Raw genomic sequence first — 18,580 nt, forward strand, 5'->3', positions numbered from 1 at the left:
TTTCGTCGAGGTGAACCGGCGGCGCGGTAACCCATCGACCCCCACCACCGCTACGGCATCCGGCGCGACGGCGCGCGCCCGGCCTGGCATCCGTCAGGAAGGGACAGCACAGATGTCCATGAAGGACGCACCCAGCCACCGGTCCCGACGATGGTTCTCCGCCGGATCGGCCCTGCTGCTCACGATCGCGGGTGGCACCGTCGCACTCGCACTCGGCTCGACACCCGCGCAGGCGCACACCATCACCGCGAGCGACTTCCAGCAGGTCGAGCTGGCCCGCGGCGTCTCCGACATGGGCGAGCCGATGTCGCTCGCCGTACTGCCGGACCGCTCCGTCCTGCACACCGCCCGCAACGGCACCCTGCGCCGCACCGACGCGGCCGGCACCACCTCGGTGATCGGCACCCTGGCCGTCTACAACCACGACGAGGAGGGGTTGCAGGGCGTCGGGGTCGACCCGAACTTCGCCAGCAACAGGCAGATCTTCCTCTACTACGCCCCGCCGCTGTCCACCCCCGCCGGGGACGCGCCCGCCACCGGCACCGACTTCTCGGCCTGGCAGGGCGTGAACCGCCTCTCCCGGTTCACCCTCAACGCCGACTTCACAGTCAACCAGGCCAGCAAGGTCGACGTGCTCGACGTACCCGCCGACCGGGGCCTGTGCTGCCACGTCGGCGGGGACATCGACTTCGACGCCGCCGGCAACCTCTACCTCTCCACCGGCGACGACACCAACCCGTTCGAGTCCGCCGGCTACTCGCCGCTCGACGAGCGGACCAACCGCAACCCGGCGTACGACGCCCAGCGCAGCGCCGGCAACACCAACGACCTGCGGGGCAAGATCCTGCGGATCAAGGTGAACGCCAACGGGACGTACTCAATCCCGTCGGGCAACCTGTTCGCGCCCGGCACGGCCAGGACCCGCCCGGAGATCTACGCGATGGGCTTCCGCAACCCGTTCCGGATCAGCGTGGACAAGGCCACAGGCGTCGTCTACGTCGGTGACTACGGGCCGGACGCCGGCTCCACCAGCTCCACCCGAGGCCCGTCCGGTCAGGTCGAGTTCAACCGGGTCGCCGCGCCGGGCAACTACGGATGGCCGTACTGCACGGGCACCAACACCACCACCGAGACGTACAACGAGTGGGACTTCGCCACCAACACCGGCGGGGCGAAGTACAACTGCGCGGGCGGGCCGACGAACAACTCGTTCCGCAACACCGGCCTGACCACCCTGCCACCGGCCCAGCCGGCCTGGATCCGGTACGCCGGCGACGCCGGCACCCCCACCGAGTTCGGCGGCGGCTCCGAGTCGCCGATGGGCGGCCCGGTCTACCGGTACAACGCCTCGTCGACCTCCACCACGAAGTTCCCGCAGTCCTTCGACGGGCAGTTCTTCGCCACCGAGTTCGGCAGAGGCTGGATCAAGCCCATCCACGTCAACGCCGACGGCTCCAGGGGCACCATCGACACCTTCCCCTGGGTCGGCAAGCAGGTGATGGACTCGGCGTTCGGCCCGGACGGCGCGTACTACGTGCTCGACTACGGCACCGGCTACTTCAACGGCGACGCCAACTCGGCGCTCTACCGCTTCGACTACGTCGGCGGCGGCAACCGGGCGCCGTCCGCGGTGGCCAGCGCCAACCGGACCTCCGGCGCCGCCCCGCTCGCGGTGACCTTCTCCTCGGCCGGCTCGTCCGACCCCGAGGGCGGTGCGCTCACCTACTCGTGGGCGTTCGGCGACGGCACCACCTCGACGGCCGCCAACCCGACGAAGACGTACACCACGAACGGCACCTACACGGCCACGCTGACGGTGCGGGACCCGCAGGGCGCCACCGGCAGCAGCAGCGTACGGATCAGCGTCGGCAACACCGCGCCGACGGTGACCATCAACAACCCGGGCAACGGGCAGTTGTTCAGCTTCGGTGACACGGTGCCGTTCAGCATCACGGTGACCGACCCGGAGGACGGCACGATCGACTGCACGAAGGTCAAGATGACCTACGTGCTGGGGCACGACCAGCACGGGCACCAGATCACCTCGAAGACCGGCTGCTCCGGTTCGATCACCATCCCGGTCGACGGTGAGCACGACGACGCGGCGAACATCTTCGCGATCTTCGACGCCGAGTACACCGACGCCGGTGGGCTGACCACGCACACCCAGCACACGCTGCCGCCGCGGCACCGGCAGGCCGAGTTCTTCGGCACCTCGTCCGGCATCAACGTGTTCAGCAAGACCCCGGCCGAGGGCGGCAAGACCGTCGGCGACATCAACAACGGCGACTGGATCGCGTTCCAGCCGTACCGGTTGGGCAACGTCACGTCGTTCACCGCCCGGGTCTCCTCGGCGGGTGCCGGTGGCACCCTCCAGGTCCGGGCCGGCTCGGCCACCGGCACGGTGCTCGGCTCGGCCACGGTCCCGGTGACCGGCGGCTGGGAGACGTTCACCACTGTCACAGGCGCGATCAGCAGCCCGCCGACCGGTACGACGACGCTCTACCTGACGTTCGCCGGCTCGGGCACCGGGGCGCTCTTCGACCTGGACGCGTTCACCTTCGTCACCGGTACGCCGCCGGCCGGCGGGACGGGCGCGATCAAGGGTCTGGGCGGCAAGTGCCTGGACGTGCGCAACGCCGCCACCGCGGACGGCACCCAGATCCAGATCTACACCTGCAACGGCAGCGCCGCGCAGACCTGGGCGGTCACGCCGAACTCGACTGTCAAGTCGTTGGGCAAGTGCCTGGACGTCTCGGGTGGCGCCACCGCCGACGGCACCAAGATCCAGCTCTGGACCTGCAACGGCACCGGGGCCCAGAACTGGTCCGCCCAGGCCGACGGCACGCTGCGCAACGTGGCGTCCGGCAAGTGTCTCGACGTCTCGGGCAACAACTCGGCCGACAGCACGGTGGTCCACCTGTGGACCTGCACCGCCGCCGCCAACCAGAAGTGGACCCTGCCATGAGAATCCTGCGACCCGTCCTCGGCGCGGCGATGGCCGCCCTCGCCGTTCTCGCCTGCACCACCCCGGCCACCCCGGCCAGTGCCGCCGACGCCCCGTACGACGTGCTTGTCTTCTCCAAGACCGCAGGCTTCCGGCACGACGCGATCCCGGTCGGTATCCAGACCATCCGTGACCTGGGCGCCGCGAACAACTTCACGGTGACCGCCACCGAGGACGCCGCCGCGTTCACCACAGCCAACCTCGCCCAGTACGAGGCTGTGGTCTTCCTCAACACCACCGGCGACGTGCTCAACGCCAGCCAGCAGACCGCCTTCGAGTCGTACATCGGCTCGGGTCGCGGGTACGTGGGTGTGCACGCCGCCGCCGACACCGAGTACGACTGGCCGTTCTACGGCAACCTGGTCGGCGCGTGGTTCGCCTCGCATCCGGCGATCCAGCAGGCCAACATGAAGGTGGAGGACAGGGGTCACGCGGCGACCGCGCACCTGCCGCAGACCTGGACCCGCACCGACGAGTGGTACAACTACCGGACCAACGCCCGGTCCACCGCGCACGTGCTGGCCACCCTGGACGAGTCGTCGTACTCCGGTGGCGGCATGGGCGCGGACCACCCGCTGAGCTGGTGCAAGGGTTACAGCGGCGGCCGGTCCTTCTACACCGGCGCCGGGCACACCCAGGCGTCGTACGCGGAGCCGGCGTTCCGGGCGCACCTGCTCGGCGGCATCAGGTACGCGGCCGGTCGGAGCAAGGCCGACTGCCGGCCGGAGACCGGCTACACGCCGCTGTTCAACGGGTCGACGGCCGGTTGGTCGCAGGCCGGGCCGGGCAGCTTCACCAACTCGGACGCCACCCTCACCTCGGTGGGCGGCATGGGGCTGTTCTGGTACAGCGCCAAGCAATTCACGAACTACTCGTTGAAGCTGGACTGGAAGCTCGCCGGGGACGACAACTCCGGCATCTTCATCGGGTTCCCGCCGTCGAGTGACCCGTGGTCGGCTGTGGACAACGGTTACGAGATCCAGATCGACGCCACCGACGCGGTGGACCGCACCACCGGAGCGGTCTACACGTTCAAGTCCGCCGACATCGCGGCCCGGGACGCGGCTCTCAACGCGCCGGGGGAGTGGAACACGTACGAGCTGCTGGTCGAGGGTGAGCGGCTGCAGATCTTCCTCAACGGAGTGAAGATCAACGACTTCACCAACACCAACCCGGTACGGTCGCTGGCCGGCCACATCGGCATCCAGAACCACGGCACCGGTGACGACGCCTCGTTCCGCAACATCCGGATCAAGGAGCTGGGCACCACCCCGCCGCCCACCGGCACGATCCAGGCCGAGGCGTTCAGCTCGGCCAACGGGGTCTCCGCGTTCACCAAGGAGGGCGCCAACGGCGGGCAGACCATCGGCTACATCGACCCGGGCGACTGGGCCGCGTACAACGGGGTGGACCTGACCGGGGTCACCTCGTTCACCTCCCGTGTCGTCTCCGGCGGCGCGGGCGGCACCATCCAGGTGCGTACCGGCTCGGCGACCGGCCCGGTGCTCGGCTCGGTAGCGGTACCGAACACCGGCAGTTGGAGCACCTTCGCGAACGTCACCACAGCCCTGTCGGGCGTCCCGTCCGGCGCCCAGAACCTGTACCTCACGTTCACCGGTAGCGGCACGGGGCTCTTCGACGTTGACGACTTCACACTGGTCAAGGGGAGCGGGGGCGGCACCCGGGTCGGCCCGATCAAGGGCCTGGCCGGCAAGTGCCTGGACGTGCGCAACGCCGGCACCGCCGACGGCACCCAGATCCAGATCTACACCTGCAACAGCAGCGCGGCGCAGACCTGGACCGTGACGCCGAACTCGACGATCAAGGCGCTCGGCAAGTGCCTGGACGTGTCCGGCAGCGGCACCGCCGACGGCACCAAGATCCAGCTCTGGACCTGCAACGGCAGCGGCGCGCAGAACTGGGCAGCCCAGTCCGACGGCACCCTGCGCAACCCGTCGTCGGGCAAGTGCCTCGACGTCTCCGGCAACAACTCGGCGGACAGCACCATCGTGCACCTCTGGACCTGCCTCAACGCGGCCAACCAGAAGTGGACCCTGCCCTGACCGACTGAGCGCGACCAGGCCCGGCCGAGCGTGCCCCGCTCGGCCGGGCCTGGCCTGGCCTGGCCCCGTCCCCGCCGATCTTGCACTTTCCGCGGGGATCAGTGCCGCAACACCGACCTTTCGGCAACACAAAGTGCAAGATCGGCGGGGTGAGGGCGCAGCCCGGCTCACAGGTCGCTGCCGTACCGTGCACGTCGTGGGGGCTTTCGCGCAGTGGCGCCGGATGGTGCTGGCGCACGGGCACCGGCTGCTGCACCGCGCCGACGAGCCCGACCCGTTGACCGGGCCGCCGCCCAGCCTGAACCGTCTCGACGCGCTGGTGGAGGGCTTCGCCGCCGGCCAGTCGGTGCGCTGGGCACTGGCCGGTGCGCCCCGGCCGCTGCCGGAGGCGGTCGACGTGGCGGCGTACCGGATCATCGAGGAGTCGCTGACCAACGCGCGCCGGCACGCCCCGGGCGCGCCGGTCGCGGTCCGCCTGCGCTACGACCCCCAGGGCATCACCATCGAGGTACGCGACGACGGCGCCGACGCCGCCGCGCCGGCCGGGGAGCCCCGGGGTGCCGACCGAGGGCTGATGGCCGTACGCAGACGCGCCGAACGCATCGGCGGCACCTTCTCCGCCGGCCCGCGACCCGACGGCGGTTTCACCGTCCAGGCGGTCCTGCCGGCGCCCGAAGAAGCGGCCGAGTGACGATCCGGGGCTTCCCCGATGGGGTGCGGCGCAAATAGGGTGGGACCGGCGACCGTGACGGTGGCCGGTGACCCGGTGGGAGGCGCAACCCGCCGGGCCCAGGTGTGTTCCGCACCCACCGGTGACCGCCCCGACGCCGCGCACCGGTCCGACCGGTCACCCTCGCCCTGGTCCGCACATGGAATCCCCATCACAACAGGGGAGAAGGACAATGGCGCGACCCATCACGCTCTTCACCGGCCAGTGGGCCGACCTTCCGTTCGAGGAGGTCTGCCGGCTCGCCTCCGAGTGGGGCTACGACGGTCTGGAGATCGCCTGCTGGGGCGACCACTTCGAGGTCGACAAGGCGCTCGCCGACGACTCGTACGTCGATCGCAAGCGGGAGACACTCGCGAAGCACAACCTTCAGGTCTTCACGATCTCCAACCACCTGGTCGGTCAGGCGGTCTGTGACCACCCGATCGACGAGCGGCACCAGGACATCCTGCCCGCCCGGATCTGGGGCGACGGGGAGCCCGAGGGGGTCCGTCAGCGGGCCGCCGAGGAGATCAAGGACACCGCGCGGGCGGCGGCGAAGCTCGGCGTGAAGACCGTCGTCGGTTTCACCGGCTCGTCGATCTGGCACACCCTGGCGATGTTCCCGCCGGTGCCGCCGTCGATGATCGAGCGCGGCTACCAGGACTTCGCCGATCGGTGGAACCCGATCCTCGACGTGTTCGACGAGGTGGGGGTGCGGTTCGCGCACGAGGTGCACCCCAGCGAGATCGCGTACGACTACTGGACGACGAAGCGGGCACTGGAGGCCATCGGCAACCGGCCCGCGTTCGGGTTGAACTGGGACCCGTCGCACTTCGTCTGGCAGGAACTGGACCCGGTGAACTTCATCTTCGACTTCGCCGACCGGATCTACCACGTGGACTGCAAGGACGCGAAGGTGCGTACCGGGGACGGCCGCCGTGGCCGGCTCGCCTCGCACCTGCCCTGGGCGGACCTGCGCCGCGGGTGGGACTTCGTCTCCACCGGGCACGGCGACGTGCCCTGGGAGGACTGCTTCCGCGCGTTGAACGCGATCGGCTACACCGGCCCCATCTCGATCGAGTGGGAGGACGCCGGAATGGACCGCCTGCTCGGCGCTCCGGAGGCGTTGCAGTTCGTCAGGAGGCTCGCCTTCGACGCCCCGAGCGCCGCCTTCGACGCGGCGTTCAGCAGCAAGGACTGACCGCACCCGGACATACCACGGGCCGGTCGCCCTCTCGGCGACCGGCCCGTCGACGTGCGATGGGTCTACGTGCGGTGGATCAGAGCGTGCTGGCGTTGGTGCCCGAGCCGGACGGCTTGGTGCGGGGGTTGGTGGCCGACGGCGACCCGGAGGTCGTGCCGACCTGGCTGCTGCCCGTCTTGGCGCCCACGGTGGCGGGCGTGCCGGCGAACGCGTCGTCGGCGGCGGTCAGTTCCTGCTTGCCGGTGCCGCCGTTGCCGGTGCCCAGCTTCTCGCCCAGCTTGCTCTGGCCGAGCTTGTCCTTACCCTCGCTGTAGAGCTTGTTGGCTTGGGCCTGCGCGACCCCGGTCGCCTCCTGGACGGTCGGGTGGTCGAGCACCTTGCGGCCCCGGACCACGAGCTCCTCGTACTTTTCCCGGCCGGCACGGGCGCCCAGGACGAATCCCGCAGCCAGCCCGCCAAGAAACATGATCTTTCCGCGCATGGCGGCTCCTTCCGTACCTGACGCGCCGTCGCCCCGGCGGGTTGCCCCGTCCGAAGGCGACCAATTCGCGCCTGCGTCCTCTGTCCGCAGCTAACTACCCATCCTGCTCTGCGCTCAAGCATGTGTGTGCCGGGATGGCAATTTATCCGGATTGTCTAGCTGCGGACCGGGAGGGAACCCACTGGACCACCACCCGGGTATGTCCTGTACTCTTGTCCCGTCGCACGGCGCCGGTGAGATCCGGTTCCGGGCGGTGCACGATCCCCTGTAGCTCAATTGGCAGAGCAGCCGGCTGTTAACCGGCAGGTTATTGGTTCGAGTCCAATCGGGGGAGCAGAGTTTCACCCCACGCCCGTCGGCCCCGGCCGACGGGCGTTTTCGTGCGCATGGCCCGGTTTCGCCCTCCCGCACAGCACTCGCCCGGCAGGATGGTCGATGTCGACTTAGACTCCCGCTGCGTCGATTGATGCGTCGATTCTAGGGGTGGGTGCGGATGGCCGGACGAGGCGGCAGGGCCACGCTGATCGCGGTGGCGGTCGTGCTGGCCTGGCTGGTGATCGGCGGGGTGGCCGGCCCGTACTCGGGGCGCCTCAGCGAGGTCGCCACCAACGACAACGCCGCGTTCCTGCCCACCGACGCCGAGGCGACCCGCGCCCAGGACCTCGCCGGCGGGTTCGTCGACCGCGAGACCGTTCCGGCGCTTGTCGTCTACGAACGGACCTCAGGCATCACCGACGCGGACAGGCAGCGGGTGGGCGCCGACCTCGCCCGGTTCGCCCAGGTGCCCGGCGTGGTCACCCCGCTGCCCCCACCCATCCCCAGTGCGGACGGCCAGGCCCTCCAGGTGGTCGTCCCGGTGGACGACGCCGAGGGTGAGGAGATCGGCACTGTCGTCGAGCAGCTGCGCGACATCACCGGCGCCGGCCAGAACGGCCTCACCGTGGACGTCGCCGGACCGGCCGGCCTACTCGCCGACCTGATCGAGGTGTTCGCCGCCATCGACGGGCCACTGCTGCTCGTCACCCTCGTCGTAGTGCTGATCATCCTGCTGATCGTCTACCGCAGCCCGGTGCTCTGGATCTTTCCGCTGCTCGCCGCCGGCATGTCGTACGCGCTGGCCTCGGTCTTCGTCTACCTGCTCGCCGACGCCGACGTGATCAAGCTCAACGGGCAGGCCCAGGGCATCCTCACCGTGCTGGTCTTCGGCGCCGGCACCGACTACGCGCTGCTGCTCATCGCCCGCTACCGGGAGGAACTGCACCGACACGACCGACCGTGGGACGCCATGCGCACCGCCTGGAAGGGCGCCGCACCCGCCATCATCGCGTCCGGCGGCACCGTCATCGTCAGCCTGCTCTGCCTGCTGCTGTCCAGCCTCAACTCCAACCGGGCGCTCGGCCCGGTCGCGGCCATCGGCATCGCCGCCACCCTGCTGGTGATGCTCACCTTCCTGCCCGCGCTGCTGGTGCTCGGCGGGCGGTGGGCGTTCTGGCCCCGCCGGCCCCGAGAGGACCAGGCCGACCCGCGCGCCGAACACGGCATCTGGAGCCGCATCGCCGGCTTCGTGGCCCGGCACGCCCGGCCGATCTGGCTGAGCACAGCAGTCGTGCTGGCCCTGCTCACGCTCGGCCTCACCCAGCTCGGCGCCACCACCCTCGGCCAGTCCGACCTGTTCACCCAGCGCACCGACTCGGTCGACGGGCAGGAGGTGATCGCCCGGCACTACCCGGCCGGCACCGGCAGCCCGGCCACCATCTTCACCACCGAACAGACCGCCCGGCAGGTCGCCCAGGTGGCGCAGGGCGTACCCGGTGTCGCCGACGTCCGCCCGCTCACCACCGGTCCGCAGACCGGCCCGCCGGACCCGAACGCCGCACCGAAGGTCGTCGGCGGGCGGGTGCAACTGGAGGCGACCCTGGCCGACCCGCCGGACAGCGACGGCGCCGAACGGGCCATCCGCGAGCTGCGGGTCGCCGTCCACCGGGTGCCCGACGCGGACGCCGTTGTCGGCGGCTTCACCGCGATCAACGTGGACACCTCCGACGCCGCGACACGCGACCAGAACGTCATCATCCCGATCGTGCTGGTGGTCATCGCCGTCATCCTGGCCCTGCTGCTGCGCGCCCTGCTCGCTCCGCTGCTGCTGATCGCCACGGTGCTGCTCAGCTTCGCCGCCACCCTCGGCCTGTGCGCGCTGCTGTTCCGGCACGTCTTCGACTTCCCCGGCGTCGACTCGTCGTTCCCGCTGTTCGCGTTCGTGTTCCTGGTGGCGCTCGGCATCGACTACAACATCTTCCTGATGAGCCGGGTCCGCGAGGAGTCCGTCAAGCGCGGCACCCGCGCCGGTGTGCTCGCCGGCCTCGCCGTCACCGGCGGGGTGATCACGTCCGCCGGCATCGTGCTCGCCGCGACCTTCTCCGCCCTCGCCGTACTGCCCCTGGTGGTACTCGTCGAACTTGGTACCGCCGTCGCCGTCGGGGTACTCATCGACACGATCATCGTCCGGTCGCTGCTGGTGCCGGCACTCGCGTACGACATCGGGCCGAAGGTCTGGTGGCCGGGCCGGTTGTCCCGGGCGAACGGTGAGCGGGAGGCGCGCGATGCTGGCTGAGACCGACGTGGTCATCGTCGGCGGCGGCCTGGCCGGCCTCGCCGCCGCCCGGCGGCTGCACCGCGCCGGCGTGCCCTGGCGGCTGCTGGAGGCCGACGGCCGACTCGGCGGCCGGGTCGCCACCGACGTCGTCGACGGCTACCTGATCGACAGGGGTTTCCAGGTGCTCAACACCGCCTACCCCCGGCTCGGCACGCTGCTCGACACCGCCCGGCTCAACCTCGGCTACTTCACCTCCGGGGTGCTCGTCCGCAAGGGCGAGGACCTGCTGCGGCTGGTCAACCCGCTGCGCGAGCCCACCGGCGGCCCGGGCACCGCCCTCGCCGGCGTCGGGTCCCTGCGCGACCGGCTGCGCTTCGCGGCGCTCGCCGCGGGCTGCGCCACACTGCCCGCCTCCCGACTGCTCACCGCCCCGGAGACCAGCGCCGAGGCGGCGCTGCGCCGCGCCGGCCTCTCCGACGCGATCATCGAGGAGCTGCTGCGCCCGTTCCTGTCAGGTGTGTTCATCGACCGGGAACTGGCCACCTCCAGCCACGTCCTCGCGATGGTGCTGCGGTCCTTCGCCCGCGGCCGCATCGGCGTGCCCGCCGAGGGGATGGCCGCGCTGCCCCGGGCCGTCGCCGACCCGTTGCCGGCCGACCTGCTCGACCTGAACATCCCGGTCGCCGAGGTCGCGCCCGGCCGGGTCCGCACCCAGGCCGGCGACATCCGCTGCCGGGCCGTCGTGGTCGCCGTCGACCCGCCCGCCGCGGCCGCGCTGCTGCCGGCCCTGGCGACGGTACGGATGCACAGCTACACCACCTACTACCACAGCGCGCCCGAACCACCCGTTGCCGAACCGATCCTGCTCGTCGACGGCGACCGGCGGGAGATCGTCGCGAACACTGTGGTGGTCAGCAACGCCGCCAGCACGTACGCCCCCGCCGGACGGCACCTCGTCGCGACCTCGGTGGTCGGCCCGACGGCCCCACCCGAGCCGACCATCCGGGCCGAGTTGACCCGCCTGTACGGTCGATCCACCGCCGACTGGACACACCTCACCACAGTCGCCGTGCCGCAGGCGCTGCCCGCCGCACCACCACCGCAGGGGCGGCTGCGCAAGCCCGTGTCGTTGGGGGAGGGCCTGTTCGTGGCCGGTGACCACCGCGACAGCCCATCTATCCAGGGCGCCCTCGCCAGCGGCTGGCGCGCCGCCGGCGCGGTGCTTGAAGAGCTGCGCGCCGGCTGACCGCCGTACCCGAGCACGCTGTTATATTCCTGTAGCCCTTCGTGCTGGTGCAGGCGTGGGCGCCGGCCGGCGCGGTGCTGGCTGCTGACCGCCGAGCGGGATAAGATCCGGCGCGGTGTTTCGGGGCGGTAGCTCAGCCGGTTAGAGCAGGGGACTCATAATCCCTCGGTCGCGGGTTCGAGTCCCGCCCGCCCCACCAACCGTTTTACCTGGTCAGGCATGCTGCCGACGATCCGGGCGCACCGCGTCGAGGTCCGGACCGACGCCCTCGGTCCGCACCGAGTCCGCAGCAGCACGACCCGCCGCCCGGTCGAGGCGGTCCGCCACCTGGTCCAGGTCGTCCTCGAACAGGTCCGCGTACACGTCCAGCGTCATCGCCGCCGAGGCGTGCCCGAGCATCCGCTGCACCGCCTTGACGTTGGCGTCCTCAGCCACCGCGAGACTGGCCGCCGTGTGCCGCAGCTCGTGCGGGGTCAGGCCGACGAGACCGATCGACCCGCAGCCCTGTCTCCGACGCCGAATACCCGGCCGATCGGACCGAACTCCGGTTCGCCACCCACTCAAGCCCTGGCCCAAGCGAAGGGTCAACGGCGGCAAGCCGCCAGAGCGGCAAGGAGAAAAACCGTGACCACCCCACTGACCACCCAGGACGAGCGCTTTCTCGCCAGGGCCATCGAGATCTCACGGCGAGCGTTGGAAGACGAGGGAAAGACACCGTTCGGTGCCATCGTCGTCATCGGCGGAGAGATCGTCGAGTTGAGTGCGCCAGGCCATCCCACGGCATACTACTGAGCCGTGGGTTTCGAAGAGGACTGGCGGGACTTGACAGCGGGCACCGACCCGACTCTTGACATTGGTGTCGCGGTCGGAGGGGTCGACGGCGATGTTTGGACCGGCGGCCGCGACCTGTTGTTCCCGGCCTGTTCGATCAGTAAGCATGTCGCTGCGTTCGGCGCTCTGCGGCTGGTTGCCGACACGACGATCGACCTCGATACCGATGTCAACACCTACCTCTCATCCTGGCAGCTCCCTGGTACGGGCACAGTGACCGTGCGTCAGGTCCTGGCGCACACTGCCGGACTGACCGAGAACTGGTTCCCGGGGTATGCCGTAGGTGAGCCAGTACCGTCGCTGCTGCAAATCCTGACGGGTGCACCACCGGCCAACACGCCCGCGGTCCGGCGTGAGCTGCTGCCAGGCTCCGAGTTCCGCTATTCAGGAAGCCACTACGCCTTACTTCAACAGCTCTTGACCGATGTGACGGCGACCCCGTTTGACGAGCTCATGGCGGCGCTGGTGCTGGAACCAGTGGGTATGGCAGACAGCAGCTTCGATCAACACTTCCCGCATGAACACCAGGAACGTGCGGCTCGCGGCCATGCCAACGGCGCCGCTGTACCCGGCGGTTGGCACACGCAACCGGAGATGGCCGGGGCCGGACTGTGGAGCACCCCGCTCGACCTGGTCCGGCTCGAGCTGGAAATCACCCGAGCCCACGCCGGCGACTCCGCGCTGCTCCCACGGGATTTAGCCACACAGATGCTGGAGCCTCAGTCGCCAGGCGGATTCGGTCTGGGCACGGAGGTCCGCGACGGTCGCTTCGGCCATACCGGGCAGAACACCGGCTACAGCTGTTTCGCGTTCGCCTGGCCAGCGTCAGGCACCGCGGTCGCCGCCATGACGAACGCCGAGGACTGCCGCGATACGTTGTTCGCCCTCATCGAAATTGCGCAACGCCATTTCGGCTGATCACCTTGCCGCGCGCTCCTCAACAATTGAGACTATGGGTGCCGCCGCCTGCAGTAACACCTCTGCCGATGCCGTCCCAGCCGAAGCCTGATCGTGGATCTGGGATGGGCCGCCGACAGGCCGTAAGTTGGTCGTGTGCCAGAGGAGTTGCAACCGCTCACCGGCCCGGATCGGGTGCTGCGGGGAGAGGCACTGGACAGACTCGTGGACCTCGCGGCCGGCGGCGACGAGCGCGCTGTGCAGGCGCTGCGCGCCGTCGTTGCTGGGTATCGGCAGTTCGACCCGGAGATCTATACCCGCGGGCTCAACAGGCTGTGGCTGTTCGGCGACGCGACGCTTGAGGAACCGCTGCTCGTCGCTTTGGCCGATGAGCAGTACGGCTGTCAGGCGTGGACGGCCAGAGCCTGCGGACAGCTCGGGATCAGAGCAGCCGAGCCGCTGCTGATCGACCTGCTGGAGCATCCGGACGGGCTGACACGGGAGAGCGCATGCCAGGCGTTGGGGAACCTGTCGAGTTCCGCCGCGATCCAGCCGCTGACGCGCCGCCTCGACGACCCGGCGGAGTTCGTCAGGGCCGCCGCGAGTGAGGCGTTGGCCGACATCGGCAGCGACGATGCGCTCACCTCCCTGTGGGCCGCATTCGAGTCCCGGCGATTCTCGCGGGCGGGCTATCTCGCGTCCGCCCTGGCCAGGTTCGGTCCAGCTGTCTTCGAACGACTGGTACAGGCGACCAGCCATCGCGACCCCGAGATGCGGTTCTGGGCTGCCAGGGCTCTTGGCGCGAGCGGTGACGAGCGGGCTGCTGAGGTCCTGACCCGCCTGGCCTCGGACGATCACAGCACCACCGGATCCGGTGCCCGTGTCAGCACCGCGGCGAAGACCGCGCTGAAGACCTTGCGCCGGATCCACGAGCGCGAGCCGCGATAGCCTCACCCGCCCAGACGTGGCGTGACCCGCGAGAGAGCCAGGTCGACCGGCTCACCACGGCGGATGCCGTCCTCATCAGGGCGGCCCGCAGGCGGCCGCACGCGGGCCCGATCGTCAGTGGCAGTCTTCAGATCTCGCCAGGAGAGTGCCTGAGCCACCCCCGGTAACTCGGAGGACGATCTGCTGGGCTGCTTCGGCGGGCGTGAGGTGCGTGGTGTCGACGACCTCGGCCTCGGCATGCAGCCACGTGCGGGCCGCCTCGGCGTAGGGCTCAAGGTATTTGAGGCGGAACGGGGAGGGGACGGGGTGTTCCCCCTCGATACGCCTGCGCAGGGTGTCCTGGTCAGCGTGGAGGACGAAGTGCCTTACCGATATGGCGTGTCGGGCGAGACCCTCGTTGATTTCGCGCCAGTACTGCTCCACCAGGACGGTCATGGGCATCACCAGAGTGCCGCCGGTGTAGTCGAGCACGCGGCGGGCGGTCTCGACGACGAGTTGCCGCCACGGCGGCCAGTGCTGGAAGTTGTCCGTCTCGGGCAGCCCTGGCGTGATGTCCATGAGCGTCTCGCCGACCTTTTCGGCGTCGAATACCCGTGAATCCGGGATCAGCTGTTGCACGAGCGCGCTCGTCGTCGTCTTGCCCGCGCCATGGGTGCCGTTGAGCCATACGATCACGGGGCACATTAACGCGGCTGAGCAATGGCCGGGATCCTGACGGGACGATCACCGTCGGGATTGTTGGCCGTCGACGGCGGGGCGATCGCTGCCGCGCAGCAGAGCTGCGTGCGTGCGGACTTCCGGGGTACGGACCGACCTTCCTCGCCCACCTGTCCCAGTGACTTGTTCGAATAAGTCCCGGATACTCGGTGGCATGATCGACAACGACCCCGGTGTGCCCGGGCTGTCTCGCGTGCCTCATCCCGCCGACAGTTCGACGCTTCCGCTGTACATGGTCTTCTTCTTCCTGCTCGGCCTGGTTGGCTTCGCGATATATGGAATGGCAGACGGTGGAACGGCGCTGGTGCTCGCGATAATCGTCTCCGGGGTCTTCTTCATGTGCTTCCTGATCCTGTTCACGATCTACTGGCTCGGCTACCTCCTGAAGGGGCACGCGATCTGGCAGGCTCGCCAGCAGGCCCGGTCCGAGGGGCCGTCCACGGACGGGTACCCGGAGTGAGACGACCACCCGCGCGACGAGGCAGGTGGGCGGGTCAGGAAGTGTCTTGCGGAGAAACTCCTCGGCCGGGACTGGCGCCTGCTCGGCCCGGACCGGGCACAGTGGAGGGCGAACGGATGGAGACCCATGTCGATCAAGTTCCGCCCCTACCGGGTACGCGTACCGGAAGCCGAGGTGGCCGACCTGCGTGACCGGCTGGCGCGTACGAGGTGGCCGGAGGCGGCGCCCGCCCCCGGGTGGGCACACGGCATACCCCTGCCCGTGATGCGGGACCTGTGCGGGTTCTGGGCCGAGGGGTACGACTGGCGAGCGGCCGAGGCGCGGCTCAACGCGGTCCCGCAGTACCTCGTCGGCGTGGACGGAGTGGACATCCACGTGCTCCACGCCAGATCACCACATCCGGGCGCGATGGCGCTGATCCTCACCCACGGCTGGCCGGGATCGGTACTGGAACTGGTCGACCTGGTCGCCCCACTCACCGACCCGGTGCGCCACGGCGGCACCGCCGGGGACGCCTTCGACGTGGTGATCCCGTCGCTGCCCGGGTACGGCTTCAGCGGCAAGCCCACCCAGCCGGGCTGGGGGATCGGCCGGATCGCCGCCGCCTGGGCACAGATCATGGCCGCACTCGGGTACACCCGTTACGGCGCCGCGGGCAGTGACTGGGGCACCAGCATCTCCAGCATGTTGGCGGCCCGGGACGGCGAGCACGTGGTTGGCATCCACCTCGTCCCGCCCCTCGCCGGGCCGGACCCGTCCGCCGACGGGGACCTCACCGACGCCGAGCGCGAGGCGTTGGAGCGGTTGCGCCATCGCGGGCGGACCAGTTCGGCGTACTCCGAGGTGCACCGCACCGCCCCGCAGACCGCCGGGTACGCCCTCACGGACTCGCCGGTCGGGCTGTGCGCGTGGATGGCCGAGAAGCTGCTCACCTGGGCCGACCCCACGCCCGCCCGACCCGGTGGCCTCACCCGGGACCAGGTCCTCGATCAGGTGACGCTGTACTGGCTGACCGGCACTGCGGCATCCTCGGCGCGCCTCTACGCCGAGAGCATCGAGCAGGTGGCGGCGTGGATCAGCGGCGAGGACACCGCTCAGATCCGCGTACCCGTCGGGGCGTCGATCTTCCCGGCCGAGCTGCCTCGGCCGTCCCGGCGGTGGGCGGCCCGTCGCTACCCGGACATCCGGTACTGGAAGGAGCACGATCGTGGGGGGCATTTCCCGGCGCTCGAAGTGCCGGAGCTGTTGATCGCGGACCTGCGTGCCTTCTTCCGACTGCTGCGATGAGGCTCATACGTCGGCGAGCTGTGTCGGGTCGAGCCGGGCGAGGCGGGCCGCGTCCTGGCCGGGCGGCAGCCCGAACAGTCGGCGGTACTCGCGGCTGAACTGCGACGCGCTCTCGTAGCCGACCGCGAATCCGACGGCCGCCACGTCACCGGGCTCCACGAGCAGCCGAGCCCGAGCCTCCTGGAGCCGGATCAGCTTCTGGAACTGGATAGGCGTCATCGTGGTGATCGCCCGGAAGTGGCGGTGCAGGGACGTCACGCTCATCCCGGCGACGCGCGCCACGTCCTCGACCCGGAACAGGTCGGCGTGATGGTCGCGGATCCAGCGGATCGCCCGCTCGATCTGTACGACGTTGCCGTCGCCCAGCCCGATCTGCCGGACCGTGCCACCCTGCTCGCTGGTCAGCAACCGCCAGACCACTTCGCGCTCCAGGCCGGCCCACAGCACGCGCTGGTCCTCGGGACGGTCGAGCAGTCGCAACAGCCGTACCACCGCGTCGAGCAGGTCGTCGCCGGCGGTGCTGACCGCGATGCCCGCCGCCGGTTCGCCCCGCGCCGGCGGTGCGTCCAGCAGCAGTTCCGCGATCAGCGGCGGGCGCAGCGTGAGGCCCAGCACCAGGTACGGCTCGTCGGGAGTGGCCCGGGTGACGTGGGCGATCACCGGCAGTTCCACCGACGCGACGACGTACTGCCCGGCCGCGTACGCGAAGACGTTCCGGCCCAGGACCGCGCGCTTCGCGCCCTGCGCGACCATGGCGAAGGTCGGCGCGGTCTGAGCCGGCACCGGCTCGGTGGGGGAGTCGCTGCGGTGCAGGGCGAGCCCGGTCGGCGCCGGCCGGCCGGCGTGGCGCCGCAGCAGGTCGCAGATCTCGGGCAACGCGCTCATGGTGCCCATCCTGCCGAGTTTGGCAGGATCAGGCAACGCGCTGGCAGCATCGATCTACCCGCACCAGAGCCTGCGGGTGTGCACTGGACGCATGCCACTTGACAATTTCGTCACTCTGGGCCGCTCCGGCCTGCGCGTCAGCCCGTACACCCTCGGTGCCATGACCTTCGGGGAGGATCATGGGTGGGGCGCCTCGGTCGCCGAGTCGGAGGCGATGATCACCGAGTATCTGGAACGCGGCGGCAATTCCATCGACACCGCCAACATCTACACCAACGGCCACTCCGAGAAGATCATCGGCGATTACCTGGCCGCCCGGCCCGGCCTGCGCGACCGGATCGTCCTCGGCTCCAAGTTCTTCGGCAACCTGTTCCTCGGCGATCCCAACGGCGGTGGCGCCGGACGCAAGGCCGTGGTGGCCCAGGTGGAGGAGTCGTTGCGCCGGCTGCGCACCGACTACCTGGACATCTACTGGCTGCACAACTGGGACCGGGGCGTACCTGTCGAGGAGACGCTGCGTGCCCTCGACGACCTCGTCACGGCCGGCAGGATCCGGTACGTGGGCCTGTCGGATCTGCCCGCGTGGAAGGCGGCCGAGGCGCAGATCGTCGCCCACTTCCGGGGGTGGACGCCGGCGATCGGGTTGCAGCTCGAGTACTCGCTGCTCGAACGGACCGTCGAGGGGGAGTTGATCCCGATGGCGGCCGAGCACGGCCTCGGAGTGCTCCCCTGGAGCCCGCTCAAGAGCGGCTGGCTCTCCGGCAAGTTCGTCCGTGGCAACGACGCCGTGGACACGAAGCGTGGCGCGCTGGTGGGCGGTCCCGCCGAGCGGGACTGGCAGGTCATCGACGTGCTGCACGAGGTGGCGAACGAGGCGGGGGTGACCCCTGCGGCGGCGGCGCTGGCCTGGGTCGGCGCTCGACCCGGCGTGACCTCGGTGCTGATCGGCGCGCGGCGCCTCGACCAGCTCAGGGCCAACCTGGACGCGGTGGACGTGCGGTTGTCGCCGGGGCAGACGGAACGACTCGACGAGGTGTCGACGCCCGCGTTGAACTTCCCCGCCGACAACAACCGGTTCCTCGCGCCGAGGCTCGCCTTCGCGGGAGCCACAGTGGATGGTCAGCGGAGCGGCGCGTCGCCCTGGCTCACTCCCGACGCGGTCAGGTACTGATCACCGGCCGGCCGGGGTAGCGCAGGCTGTACCGGAGGAGGGCAGCAGGGGGGATCGTCCAGGAATCGGACTTCTTGCACC

At 70.0% G+C, this 18,580-nt stretch carries 16 protein-coding genes and 2 tRNA genes; 14 read left to right on the plus strand and 4 right to left on the minus strand.

Features of this window, described 5'->3' with window-relative positions; all coding sequences use genetic code 11:
• The first annotated feature begins 112 nt into the window (after positions 1-112).
• The 4 genes from AB0N27_RS00705 (at position 113) to AB0N27_RS00720 (ending at position 6,980) form a co-directional block, all read left to right on the plus strand.
• A complete protein-coding gene (locus tag AB0N27_RS00705) occupies positions 113-2,968 on the plus strand; it encodes a PQQ-dependent sugar dehydrogenase (RefSeq protein ID WP_364362334.1) in 2,856 nt (951 codons plus the stop codon).
• Entirely contained in the window at positions 2,965-5,070 is a 2,106-nt protein-coding gene (locus AB0N27_RS00710; RefSeq protein ID WP_364362335.1) for a ThuA domain-containing protein, read from the plus strand. The genes AB0N27_RS00705 and AB0N27_RS00710 overlap by 4 nt, the downstream gene beginning before the upstream one ends.
• Before the next feature lie 196 nt (positions 5,071-5,266).
• The gene (locus tag AB0N27_RS00715) at positions 5,267-5,761 is read left to right on the plus strand and encodes an ATP-binding protein (RefSeq protein WP_364362336.1); all 495 of its coding nucleotides are present in this window, start codon (positions 5,267-5,269) and stop codon (positions 5,759-5,761) included.
• A gap of 211 nt (positions 5,762-5,972) precedes the next feature.
• Positions 5,973-6,980, plus strand: coding sequence for a sugar phosphate isomerase/epimerase family protein (locus AB0N27_RS00720; RefSeq protein WP_354824957.1), 1,008 nt, complete (start codon positions 5,973-5,975; stop codon positions 6,978-6,980).
• 79 nt (positions 6,981-7,059) lie between these two features.
• Here AB0N27_RS00720 and AB0N27_RS00725 read toward each other — a convergent pair whose 3' ends face one another.
• Complete coding sequence (locus AB0N27_RS00725) at positions 7,060-7,464, minus strand: hypothetical protein (RefSeq protein WP_364362337.1); 405 nt, start codon at positions 7,462-7,464, stop codon at positions 7,060-7,062.
• A 261-nt stretch (positions 7,465-7,725) separates the two neighbouring features.
• Between AB0N27_RS00725 and AB0N27_RS00730 the strand changes: the two genes are divergently transcribed.
• The 4 genes from AB0N27_RS00730 (at position 7,726) to AB0N27_RS00745 (ending at position 11,502) form a co-directional block, all read left to right on the plus strand.
• Positions 7,726-7,798 (plus strand) — tRNA-Asn (locus tag AB0N27_RS00730).
• 159 nt (positions 7,799-7,957) lie between these two features.
• The gene (locus AB0N27_RS00735; protein WP_364362338.1) at positions 7,958-10,075 is read left to right on the plus strand and encodes an MMPL family transporter; all 2,118 of its coding nucleotides are present in this window, start codon (positions 7,958-7,960) and stop codon (positions 10,073-10,075) included.
• Positions 10,065-11,303, plus strand: coding sequence for an FAD-dependent oxidoreductase (locus tag AB0N27_RS00740; protein WP_364362339.1), 1,239 nt, complete (start codon positions 10,065-10,067; stop codon positions 11,301-11,303). The genes AB0N27_RS00735 and AB0N27_RS00740 overlap by 11 nt, the downstream gene beginning before the upstream one ends.
• Positions 11,304-11,425: 122 nt before the next feature.
• Positions 11,426-11,502 (plus strand) — tRNA-Ile (locus AB0N27_RS00745).
• A 14-nt stretch (positions 11,503-11,516) separates the two neighbouring features.
• Here AB0N27_RS00745 and AB0N27_RS00750 read toward each other — a convergent pair.
• A complete protein-coding gene (locus AB0N27_RS00750; RefSeq protein WP_364362340.1) occupies positions 11,517-11,900 on the minus strand; it encodes a tyrosine-type recombinase/integrase in 384 nt (127 codons plus the stop codon).
• Between the two features lie 27 nt (positions 11,901-11,927).
• Between AB0N27_RS00750 and AB0N27_RS00755 the strand changes: the two genes are divergently transcribed.
• The 3 genes from AB0N27_RS00755 (at position 11,928) to AB0N27_RS00765 (ending at position 13,979) form a co-directional block, all read left to right on the plus strand.
• Positions 11,928-12,095 (plus strand): hypothetical protein, encoded by a 168-nt coding sequence (locus AB0N27_RS00755; protein ID WP_364362341.1) that lies wholly within the window; start codon positions 11,928-11,930, stop codon positions 12,093-12,095.
• A 3-nt stretch (positions 12,096-12,098) separates the two neighbouring features.
• Entirely contained in the window at positions 12,099-13,052 is a 954-nt protein-coding gene (locus tag AB0N27_RS00760; RefSeq protein WP_364362342.1) for a serine hydrolase domain-containing protein, read from the plus strand.
• Between the two features lie 135 nt (positions 13,053-13,187).
• Positions 13,188-13,979 carry a HEAT repeat domain-containing protein gene (locus AB0N27_RS00765; RefSeq protein ID WP_364362343.1) on the plus strand — a complete coding sequence of 264 codons (792 nt, stop codon included), beginning with the start codon at positions 13,188-13,190 and terminating at the stop codon, positions 13,977-13,979.
• 114 nt (positions 13,980-14,093) lie between these two features.
• On the opposite strand, the gene AB0N27_RS00770 is transcribed toward AB0N27_RS00765, so the two are convergent.
• The gene (locus AB0N27_RS00770; RefSeq protein WP_364362344.1) at positions 14,094-14,654 is read right to left on the minus strand and encodes an AAA family ATPase; all 561 of its coding nucleotides are present in this window, start codon (positions 14,652-14,654) and stop codon (positions 14,094-14,096) included.
• 196 nt (positions 14,655-14,850) lie between these two features.
• Here AB0N27_RS00770 and AB0N27_RS00775 point away from each other — a divergent pair, with 196 nt between their 5' ends.
• Together AB0N27_RS00775 and AB0N27_RS00780 are read left to right on the plus strand one after the other, a co-directional pair.
• Positions 14,851-15,156 carry a hypothetical protein gene (locus AB0N27_RS00775; protein WP_364362345.1) on the plus strand — a complete coding sequence of 102 codons (306 nt, stop codon included), beginning with the start codon at positions 14,851-14,853 and terminating at the stop codon, positions 15,154-15,156.
• Positions 15,157-15,282: 126 nt separating this feature from the next.
• Positions 15,283-16,443: an epoxide hydrolase family protein gene (locus AB0N27_RS00780; RefSeq protein WP_364362346.1), complete on the plus strand. Its 1,161-nt coding sequence runs from the start codon at positions 15,283-15,285 to the stop codon at positions 16,441-16,443.
• A gap of 3 nt (positions 16,444-16,446) precedes the next feature.
• Here AB0N27_RS00780 and AB0N27_RS00785 read toward each other — a convergent pair whose 3' ends face one another.
• On the minus strand, positions 16,447-17,328 hold the full coding sequence (locus AB0N27_RS00785; RefSeq protein WP_364362347.1) for an AraC family transcriptional regulator: 882 nt from the start codon (positions 17,326-17,328) through the stop codon (positions 16,447-16,449).
• A 91-nt stretch (positions 17,329-17,419) separates the two neighbouring features.
• Here AB0N27_RS00785 and AB0N27_RS00790 point away from each other — a divergent pair, with 91 nt between their 5' ends.
• Positions 17,420-18,499, plus strand: coding sequence for an aldo/keto reductase (locus AB0N27_RS00790; RefSeq protein WP_364362348.1), 1,080 nt, complete (start codon positions 17,420-17,422; stop codon positions 18,497-18,499).
• The last annotated feature ends 81 nt before the right edge of the window (positions 18,500-18,580 follow it).

This window comes from Micromonospora sp. NPDC093244 (genome assembly GCF_040683695.1).
Taxonomy (GTDB): Bacteria; Actinomycetota; Actinomycetes; order Mycobacteriales; family Micromonosporaceae; genus Micromonospora.